At 62.5% G+C, this 8,015-nt stretch carries 6 protein-coding genes and 1 pseudogene; 6 read left to right on the top strand and 1 reads right to left on the bottom strand.

Annotation, left to right across the window (positions count from 1 at the left end; genetic code table 11):
* Positions 1 to 68 precede the first annotated feature (68 nt).
* The 3 genes and pseudogenes from WBB95_RS00350 (at position 69) to WBB95_RS00340 (ending at position 2,748) form a co-directional block, all read left to right on the top strand.
* Positions 69 to 470, top strand: a complete 402-nt coding sequence (locus WBB95_RS00350; RefSeq protein WP_424485782.1) for a YbaN family protein — start codon at positions 69 to 71, stop codon at positions 468 to 470.
* Between the two features lie 85 nt (positions 471 to 555).
* Positions 556 to 1,842, top strand: a pseudogene (locus WBB95_RS00345) (chemotaxis protein); the annotation flags it as partial.
* 150 nt (positions 1,843 to 1,992) lie between these two features.
* On the top strand, positions 1,993 to 2,748 hold the full coding sequence (locus tag WBB95_RS00340) for a methyl-accepting chemotaxis protein (protein ID WP_424485784.1): 756 nt from the start codon (positions 1,993 to 1,995) through the stop codon (positions 2,746 to 2,748).
* 139 nt (positions 2,749 to 2,887) lie between these two features.
* Here the strand turns inward: WBB95_RS00340 and WBB95_RS00335 are convergent, their stop codons facing one another.
* Positions 2,888 to 3,451 carry an NAD(P)H nitroreductase gene (locus WBB95_RS00335; protein ID WP_424485781.1) on the bottom strand — a complete coding sequence of 188 codons (564 nt, stop codon included), beginning with the start codon at positions 3,449 to 3,451 and terminating at the stop codon, positions 2,888 to 2,890.
* Between the two features lie 140 nt (positions 3,452 to 3,591).
* Between WBB95_RS00335 and WBB95_RS00330 the strand changes: the two genes are divergently transcribed.
* The 3 genes from WBB95_RS00330 to WBB95_RS00320 are packed head-to-tail and all read left to right on the top strand — an operon-like array spanning position 3,592 to position 7,230.
* Entirely contained in the window at positions 3,592 to 5,031 is a 1,440-nt protein-coding gene (locus tag WBB95_RS00330) for a di-heme oxidoredictase family protein (RefSeq protein ID WP_424485780.1), read from the top strand.
* A gap of 31 nt (positions 5,032 to 5,062) precedes the next feature.
* The gene (locus WBB95_RS00325; RefSeq protein ID WP_424485779.1) at positions 5,063 to 6,127 is read left to right on the top strand and encodes an imelysin family protein; all 1,065 of its coding nucleotides are present in this window, start codon (positions 5,063 to 5,065) and stop codon (positions 6,125 to 6,127) included.
* 2 nt (positions 6,128 to 6,129) lie between these two features.
* Entirely contained in the window at positions 6,130 to 7,230 is a 1,101-nt protein-coding gene (locus WBB95_RS00320) for a DUF1513 domain-containing protein (RefSeq protein ID WP_424485783.1), read from the top strand.
* Positions 7,231 to 8,015: the final 785 nt, after the last annotated feature.

The following is an 8,015-nucleotide window of genomic DNA, read 5'->3' as shown; positions in this document are numbered from 1 at the left end:
AGGCAAGCCAGCTCCCACATTTGAACGAATTTCAGCTTGAATAACCCTTCTTACCAGAAAGCTTCACCATGACCCGCAAAACCCAATCCACCTCAAAAATCGCGCAGATCCTCTTCGGCCTGCTCGCCTACGTCAGCCTGGGCATTGGGCTGGTGGCGATTGTGATACCGGGTTTGCCCACCACCGAATTCATCCTGCTTGCCGCCTGGGCTGCCACCAAGAGCTCGCCGCGCCTTAGCGCCTGGCTCGAAAACCACCGCCTGTTCGGCCCGATCCTGTTCAACTGGCGCAACGGCAAAATCATCGCGCGCCGCGCTAAAGTCAGCGCCACCGTAAGCATGCTGCTGTGTGCCTTGCTGATGCTGGTGATGCTCGATCACGGCTGGCCGATCTACCTGGCGATCGCCGGGATGAGCCTGGGCAACCTGTGGATCTGGTCGCGCCCGGAACGCCTTGCAGCGCCCGTATAACGCCGGGTTCAGCCATTCACCTACCGCTCATCGCCTGCCCCTCATGAAACATCTCGTTACGCCGATGTTCCGGACATAGCGCCGAATGGACTTGGCTCGCCCTGCTTGCATTCCAACAAGTCCATACGCGAGTGAACCTATGTTCGACACCCTCTCCATACGCTTGAAAATCGTGCTGCTGTCCGGCCTTTGCCTCCTGGGGGTGATTGCGCTGGTCGTCGGTATCAACCTGTACGAGGCTGATCAGAACAACCGGCTGGTCAGTGATTCAAGCTCACATATGCTCACTCACAGCGTGCAGAACCTGTTGCAAGCCAAGGCGGCCGAACAAGCCGTGCAGTTGCAGAAAACCTTCGGTGAAAACCTGATTGTCGTCACCGCGCTGGCCGACCAGATCAAGGGGCTGCGCACCACGGCGGCCAAGCGCGGGCTGGACGCAGGGGCACTGCGCGAGGAGCTCAACCAGAGCCTCAAGACCACCTTTGAGCGCAACAGCAAAGTGCTCGGCATCTGGCTGGCGTTCGAAACCAATGGCCTGGACGGCAAGGACAGCGACTTCATCGACGACAAGGCCCGCGTCTCCAATGAAAAAGGCCGCTTCTCCAGCTACTGGAGCCGCGCCGCTGGCGACGGCCTGAACACCATCATGGTCGAGGACGACCTGACCAAGACCACGCCCAACCTCAGCGGAACGCCCTACAACATCTGGTACACCTGCCCACGCGACACGCGCACTGTTTGCCTGCTCGACCCGTACGCCGATGACGTGGCCGGCAAGTCGGTGCTGATGACCACCATCTCGCTGCCGCTGATCGTGGACGGCAAGGTCATCGGTGTGGTCGGTATCGACCTGGCCCTGAATGCCTTGCAAGCTGCCACAGACGCGGCGCAAAAAGACCTGTTCGACGGTGCGGGTTATCTGGAAATCCTCTCCAGCACCGGCCTGATAGCGGCGTTCAGCGGCCAGCCGGACAAGGTCGGCAAAAACCTGATCGACACCCTCGGCGCCGAGGGCAAGGACATCGTGCAACTGCTGGCCAACGACACCCGCATGATCCGCGAACAAGACGACACCATTCGCGCCGTGTACCCGGTCAAGCCGATTGCCGATGCAAAATCCTGGGGCGTGGTGATCAAACTGCCGAAAGAGGTGATGCTGGCCGACGCGCTGAAACTGCAAAACGTACTCAACAAGGCCCAGGCCGCCTCTACCTTCAAGGCCCTGCTGGTCGGAGCGGCCGCCGCCCTGCTCGGTTTGCTGCTGATCTGGCTGACCGCCACCGGCGTGACCCGCCCGATCAATACCGTGGCCGCGATGCTCAAGAATATCGCCAGCGGTGAAGGCGACCTCACCCAGCGCCTGGCCTACGCCAAAAAAGACGAATTGGGCGAGTTGGCCAACTGGTTCAACCGCTTCCTCGACAAGCTGCAACCCACCATCGCGCAGATCAAACAGAGCATCACTGAGGCGCGCGGCACCGCCGACCAGTCCTCCGCCATCGCGCGCCAGACCAGTGAAGGCATGCAGGTGCAGTTCCGCGAAATCGACCAGGTGGCCACCGCCTCGAATGAAATGAGCGCCACCGCCCATGACGTCGCCAACAGCGCGTCTAATGCCGCGAGCGCTGCACGTGGCGCCGATCAGTCGGCTCGTGAGGGCATGTCGATCATTGAGCAAAGCACCCGCGACATCACCACTCTCGCCGAAGAAGTCAGCAAGGCCGTGACGGAAGTCGAAGCCCTGGCGGTGAACAGCGAGCAGATTGGTTCGGTGCTGGAAGTGATCCGCAGCATTGCCGAGCAGACCAACCTGCTGGCCCTCAACGCGGCGATTGAAGCAGCGCGCGCCGGGGAAAGCGGGCGCGGGTTTGCGGTGGTGGCGGACGAAGTGCGCAACCTGGCTAAACGTACGCAGGACTCCGTGGAGGAAATCCGCCTGGTGATCGAACGCATCCAGAGCGGCACTCGCGGCGTGGTGGCCACCATGCATTCCAGCCAGCACCAGGCCCAGAACAATGCCGGGCAGATCCATCAAGCCGTGCAGGCGCTGGGCAAGATCAGCGACGCGGTGACGGTGATCAGCGACATGAACCTGCAAATCGCCAGCGCCGCCGAGCAACAGAGCGCCGTGGCCGAAGAGGTCAACCGCAACGTTTCGGCGATTCGCACCGTGACCGAAACCCTCACCGGCCAGGCCACCGAGTCGGCAGCCATCAGCAGCCAGCTGAATGCGCTGGCGACTCAGCAGATGAAGTTGATGGATCAGTTCAAGGTGTAAACGCCAACCCCGAAACCAATGGTGAACCCTGTGGGAGCCGGGCTTGCCCGCGATGGCGGTGGATCAGTCACCCATACATTGACTGACACTGTGCCATCGCAGGCAAGCCAGCTCCCACAGAGAGCCAATCCGCGTTGGGTCAGACCGCAGGCCAGGCCTGAACAAACGCCGCCACGTCTTCTTTCGCCGCCGTACGCGGCGGGTTCTGCGGCGTGCCCAGGTAGAGGAAGCCGATCACTTCCTCATCAGCGGTCAGCCCCAGGCCTTTGGCGACGTGGGCCGAATAAGACAACTCACCCGTGCGCCACACCGCGCCAATCCCCTGGGCGTAGGCCGCCAACAGAATACCGTGGGCCGCGCAGGCAGCCGCCAGCAGTTGCTCGGATTTCGGCACCTTGAAATGGTCTTGCAGGCGCGCGATCACTACCACCACCAGAGGGGCGCGCAACGGGCCGTTCTGGGCCTTGTCGATGGCGGCTTGCGGTGCATCGGCGTCTTGCAGCCGCGCGGCTTCAGCCAGCAGCGTGCCCATCTGTTCACGGGCGGCACCTTCCACGGTGAGGAAACGCCAAGGTCGCAGCTGACCGTGGTCGGGCGCGCGCATGGCGGCGGCAAACAGCACGTCGCGCTGCGCCTGGGTCGGCGCCGGTTCCAGCAAACGCGGCACGGAAACACGGTTGAGCAAAGCGTCGAGAGCCTGCATTGGCCACCTCCAGAGAAAAATGTGCGGCCATTCTAGCGGGAATGAATCGGGATGCCACCAAACGATAATTGCTCTTATTCAATCCGCCCTGCCCTGTTAGACTTTGCGGCCTTATTTTCAGCCCCCGTTCAGGAAACTCGATGTTCCGTTCGCTATTTCGCCTGTCCGCAGCATTGCTGGCCTTGAGCCTGGCTGGCTGCGACGACGCCCCTCGTTTCACCAAGGCTGAGCCGGGTGAATCACGAGCCGGCGGCGCGACGACGGTGAACAAGCGCGACCAGAACGCGTTTTCCCTGCCCTCGGCCAACCTGGCGCCTACGCGCCGCCTGGATTTCAGCGTCGGCAACAGCTTCTTTCGCAGCCCGTGGGTGATCGCGCCGTCCACCACCACCGCGCGTGATGGTCTGGGCCCGTTGTTCAACACCAACGCCTGCCAGAACTGCCACATCAAGGACGGCCGTGGCCATCCGCCGCTGCCAGATGCGCCCAATGCGGTGTCGATGCTGGTGCGCCTGTCGATCCGCGTGCCTGGCCAGGATCTGCCGGCCTATGCCAAAGCCATCGAGCAGATCGGCGTGGTGCCCGAGCCGGTCTACGGCGGGCAACTGCAGGACATGGCCGTGCCGGGCGTGCCGCCGGAAGGTAAAGTGCGGGTCGATTACACGCCGGTCAACGTAACGTTCAAGGACGGCAGCGTCGTCGAACTGCGCAAGCCGGCCCTGCAAATCACCCAGCTCGGCTATGGCCCGATGCATCCAGATACACTTTTTTCGGCGCGCATCGCCCCGCCGATGATCGGCCTGGGGCTGCTTGAAGCCATCAGCGATGCCGATATCCTGCGCAACACCAACCCGAAGACTGCCGACAAAGACGCCATCGTCGGCCGCGCCAATCAGGTCTGGGATGATGCCCAGCAAAAAACCGTGCTCGGTCGCTTCGGCTGGAAAGCCGGGCAACCGAACCTCAATCAACAAAATGTTCACGCGTTCTCTGGTGATATGGGCCTCACCACGTCCCTGAGACCCTTTGATGACTGCACCGACGCCCAAGTCGCCTGCAAACAGGCCCCGAATGGCAATGGCCCCGATGGCGAGCCGGAAGTCAGCGATAACATCCTGCGCCTGGTGCTGTTCTACACCCGCAACCTCGCCGTGCCGGCGCGCCGTGGCGTCAACACGCCGCAGGTGCTGGCCGGCAAGAACCTGTTCTATCAGGCCGGTTGCCAAGGTTGCCACGCGCCGACCTTCACCACAGCTGCCAACGCCGCCGAACCCGAGTTGGCCAACCAAGTGATCCGCCCCTACAGCGACCTGCTGCTGCACGACATGGGCGACGGCCTGGCCGACAATCGCAGCGAATTCAAGGCCGGTGGCCGTGACTGGCGCACGCCGCCGTTGTGGGGCATTGGCCTGACGCAAACCGTGAGTGGCCATACCCAGTTTTTGCATGACGGCCGCGCCCGCAACCTGCTCGAAGCCGTGCTCTGGCATGGCGGTGAAGCGCAAGCGGCGCAGCAGCATGTGTTGTCCTTTAATGCCGAGCAGCGTGCCGCGTTGCTGGCGTTCCTGAACTCTTTATAAGCTTCGCCCCAATTACAGAAGGGAGCTCGACATGTTCCGTCCCAAGTTGTTGTTCACCAGCCTGGCCGCCCTCGCCCTCGGCGCGTGCTCGCCCCAGGACCCGCAAGCGGTGACCTCGGCGGCCATCGCCAAGCAAGTGATCCTGCCGACCTACAGCCGTTGGGTTGAAGCCGACCGCCAACTGGCCGTCAGCGCGCTGGCTTACTGCCAGGGCAAGGAAAGCCTGGACACCGCCCGCGCCGACTTCCTGCACGCGCAAAAGGCCTGGGCCGAGTTGCAACCACTGCTGATCGGCCCGCTGGCCGAAGGCAACCGTTCATGGCAGGTGCAATTCTGGCCGGACAAGAAAAACCTGGTCGGTCGTCAGGTAGAACAACTGGTCACTGCCCAGCCGCAGATCGACGGCGCCGCCCTGGCCAAATCCAGCGTGGTGGTGCAAGGCCTGTCCGCCTACGAATACATCCTCTACGACGCCAAGACCGACGTCGCCGACGAAGCCCAGAAAGCTCGTTATTGCCCGCTGCTGGTGGCCATTGGCGAGCGTCAGAAAGCCCTGGCCGAAGAGATCCTGGCGAGCTGGAACAGCACCGACGGCATGCTCGCGCAGATGACCAAGTTTCCAAATCAGCGTTACGCCGATTCCCACGAAGCCATCGCCGACCTCCTGCGCGTCCAGGTGACTGCACTGGACACCTTGAAGAAGAAACTTGGCACGCCGATGGGCCGCCAGACCAAGGGCATTCCGCAGCCGTTCCAGGCCGATGCGTGGCGCAGCCAGTCATCCCTGCAAAGCCTGGAAGCCAGCCTCGCCGCCGCCCAGACCGTGTGGGCCGGGGTCGACAACAAAGGCCTGCGCGGCCTGTTGCCTGCCGAACAAAAACCGTTGGCCGACAAGATCGACGCCGCATATGCCGCGTCCCTGAAGTTGTTCGCCAGCAACCAGCGCACTCTCAATGAACTGCTGGCCGACGACGCCGGGCGCCAGCAACTCAACGACATCTACGACAGCCTCAACGTGGTCCATCGCCTGCACGAAGGCGAGTTGGCCAAGGCGCTGGGCATCCAACTGGGCTTTAACGCCAACGACGGTGACTGATGATGCTCAGGCGACAGGCTTTAGCGGTTGGCAGCGTGCTGCTCAGTGCGATCACTTTGGGTGGCTGGACGCTGTTCAAGCAAAAGGGCCTGAAAGGCCCGCTGCTGCTGTCGGCGCGTGATGACGCGGACGGCAAGCACTACGCCGTCGGCTATCAGCTCGACGGCAAGCCGGTGTTTGCCACCCAGGTCGGCCAGCGCTGCCACGACATCATCAACCACCCGACGTTGCCGATTGCGCTGTTTGTCGCCCGTCGCCCGGGCACCGAAAGTTACCTGGTCGATTTGCGTGATGGCGCGCTGCTGCAAACCATCACCTCCCAGGCCAATCGCCACTTCTATGGCCACGCGGTGATCCACAAGAGCGGCGACTGGCTGTACGCCACCGAGAACGACACGTCCGACCCAGGCCGTGGCTTGCTCGGTGTGTATAAATTCGAAGGCGAGCGGCTGGTGCGCAGTGGCGAGCTGTCCACCCACGGCATCGGCCCGCACCAGGTGTCCTGGATGCCTGATGGCGAAACCCTGGTGGTGGCCAACGGCGGGATTCGCACCGAGGCCGAAAGCCGGGTGGAGATGAACCTCAACGCCATGGAGCCGAGCCTGGTTTTGATGCAGCGTGACGGCAGTTTGATCAGCAAGGAAACCCTCAGCCAGCCGATGAACAGCGTGCGCCATATGGGGATTGCCAGTGATGGCACGATCCTCACGGGGCAGCAGTTCATGGGGCCGTCGCAGGAGCGCTCCGAGTTGCTCGCGATCAAACGGCCGGGGCAGCCGTTCGTGCCGTTTGCGGTGGCGGATGAGCAGTTGCAGGCGATGGGGCATTACACGGCCAGTGTGGCGGTGCACAGTGAATTGCGTTTGGTGGCGTTGACTGCGCCGCGGGGCAATCGGTTTTTTATCTGGGACATGGACAGCGGTGAGCTGCGCCTGGACGGGCCTTTGCCGGATTGTGCCGGGGTGGGTGCGGTGGCGGACGGGTTTGTGGTGACGTCGGGCCAGGGGCGGTGCCGGTTTTATGATTGTCGGCAGGCGGTGTTGATGGCCAAGCCGATGGAGTTGCCGGCGGGGTTTTGGGATAACCATCTGCATTTGGTTTGAGGGGATATCCGTTATTTGGGTGATGGCCGCTATGGGTTCCGCCCTTACGGCGGCTCACTTTGGAAAAGCCCCAAAGTAAGCAAAGGGCTCTTGCCCCTCCACTCGGCACCTCGCCTCCGGCTCGGTGTGCCCGCACTCCGGCTTGACTCCGTGGGCCGCCGCCACGCGCCAACCATGGCGCGGGGCGGCTAACCCGGCGTCCTTGCCGGGTTGCCCACGGATTCAAGCCTGCGTGCGGCCATCGTGGTTAACGGGGCGCCTTGGATCAAGATCAAGATCTAAAGCACGGCGGCCTGAAAGCCGACCTGAGTGGTTGAAGCAAAAGCAGGACAACAGCAGAGCAGCACAACTTCTACCTGATGAAATGAGATCAAATTGTGGGAGCGGGCTTGCTCGCGAATGCAGTGGGTCAGCCAATGAATTTGTTGACTGACACACCGCCTTCGCGAGCAAGTCGAATCGTCGCACCGCCGCTCCCACAGTTGGACCCTATTTCATCAGTTAGAAGTTGTGCTGCTTCGCTGTTGCCCTGCTTCTGCTTCAACCACTCAGGTCGGCTTTCAGGCCGCCGTGCTGTAGATCTTGATCTTGATCCAGGGCGCCCCGTTAACCACGATGGCCGCACGCAGGCTTGAATCCGTGGGTAACCCGGCAAGGATGCCGGGTTAGCCGCCCCGCGCCATGGATGGCGCGTGGCGGCGGCCCACGGATTCAAGCCTGCGTGCGGGCACACCGAGCCTAGGCGAGGTGCCGAGTGGAGGGGCGAGGACCTTTTGGTTACTTTT

Origin of the sequence: Pseudomonas sp. (genome assembly GCF_049645325.1) — a bacterium.
GTDB lineage: Bacteria > Pseudomonadota > Gammaproteobacteria > Pseudomonadales > Pseudomonadaceae > Aquipseudomonas.
This window is presented reverse-complemented; position numbering and strand designations above follow the sequence as displayed.

Bases quoted from the DNA above. Each gene is read 5' to 3' on its own strand.
- WBB95_RS00350 (WP_424485782.1), top strand. From the start codon at position 69: ATGACCCGCAAAACCCAATCCACCTCAAAAATCGCGCAGATCCTCTTC.
- WBB95_RS00340 (WP_424485784.1), top strand. From the start codon at position 1,993: ATGCAGGTGCAGTTCCGCGAAATCGACCAGGTGGCCACCGCCTCGAAT.
- WBB95_RS00335 (WP_424485781.1), bottom strand. From the start codon at position 3,451: ATGCAGGCTCTCGACGCTTTGCTCAACCGTGTTTCCGTGCCGCGTTTG.
- WBB95_RS00330 (WP_424485780.1), top strand. From the start codon at position 3,592: ATGTTCCGTTCGCTATTTCGCCTGTCCGCAGCATTGCTGGCCTTGAGC.
- WBB95_RS00325 (WP_424485779.1), top strand. From the start codon at position 5,063: ATGTTCCGTCCCAAGTTGTTGTTCACCAGCCTGGCCGCCCTCGCCCTC.
- WBB95_RS00320 (WP_424485783.1), top strand. From the start codon at position 6,130: ATGCTCAGGCGACAGGCTTTAGCGGTTGGCAGCGTGCTGCTCAGTGCG.